Origin of the sequence: Corynebacterium tuscaniense, from assembly GCF_008693065.1 — a bacterium.
Lineage (GTDB): Bacteria > Actinomycetota > Actinomycetes > Mycobacteriales > Mycobacteriaceae > Corynebacterium > Corynebacterium tuscaniense.
In genome coordinates, this window is sequence record NZ_VXKH01000211.1 from 1 (window position 1) to 521 (window position 521).

Below are 521 nucleotides of genomic sequence, written 5' to 3' on the forward strand. Positions count from 1 at the left end.
ATCTGGAGGTACTGGCCGGGGGGAAGAGTTAGCCGGGACACCGGTGAAAGACCCCCACACGCGGAATGGGGCCGGTGGTGATTGTAATCGTGCAGCCACCGGCCCATTGTCACTGATGACCCGGGCGGCGACCTCGGAGATGGGATCGCCGTCGTCGACGACGAGGCGGGCTACTTGAAGTCGGTGTCGGGGCGTGAGCGCTGCGTTAGGGTGAGCCACAGAAGACCTCCTGTGTGGCTGGGTTGGATTAAGGCACTTCCCATTCCACATTGGAGGTCTTCGTCATGTGGTCGGATCGCATAGATTCGACCAACGTCTCCGGCCAGTACACCTAGCGGCATGATGACCGAATCCAGCCGAAGCGCTACATGCCGCTTATTGCACCAGGACACACAGCCTATGAACTCATACCCTCCAGCCTGGCGAACGTCATTTCCAACGAAGGAATACTTGCGCAGAAAAAACCAGAAATAGCGAGAGGAGCGCTAGAGCCCCGATGTGATTATCACCTGCAGCAATAT

The 521-nt window shown here is 57.8% G+C and carries 1 protein-coding gene and 1 pseudogene; both read right to left on the reverse strand.

Features of this window, described 5'->3' with window-relative positions; translation table 11 throughout:
• On the reverse strand, positions 1-107 hold a 107-nt coding region (locus F4V54_RS11715; RefSeq protein ID WP_428840498.1), incomplete at its 3' end, for an integrase core domain-containing protein.
• 13 nt (positions 108-120) lie between these two features.
• Positions 121-219 (reverse strand): annotated as a pseudogene (locus tag F4V54_RS12000) (IS481 family transposase); the annotation flags it as partial.
• Between the last annotated feature and the right edge of the window lie 302 nt (positions 220-521).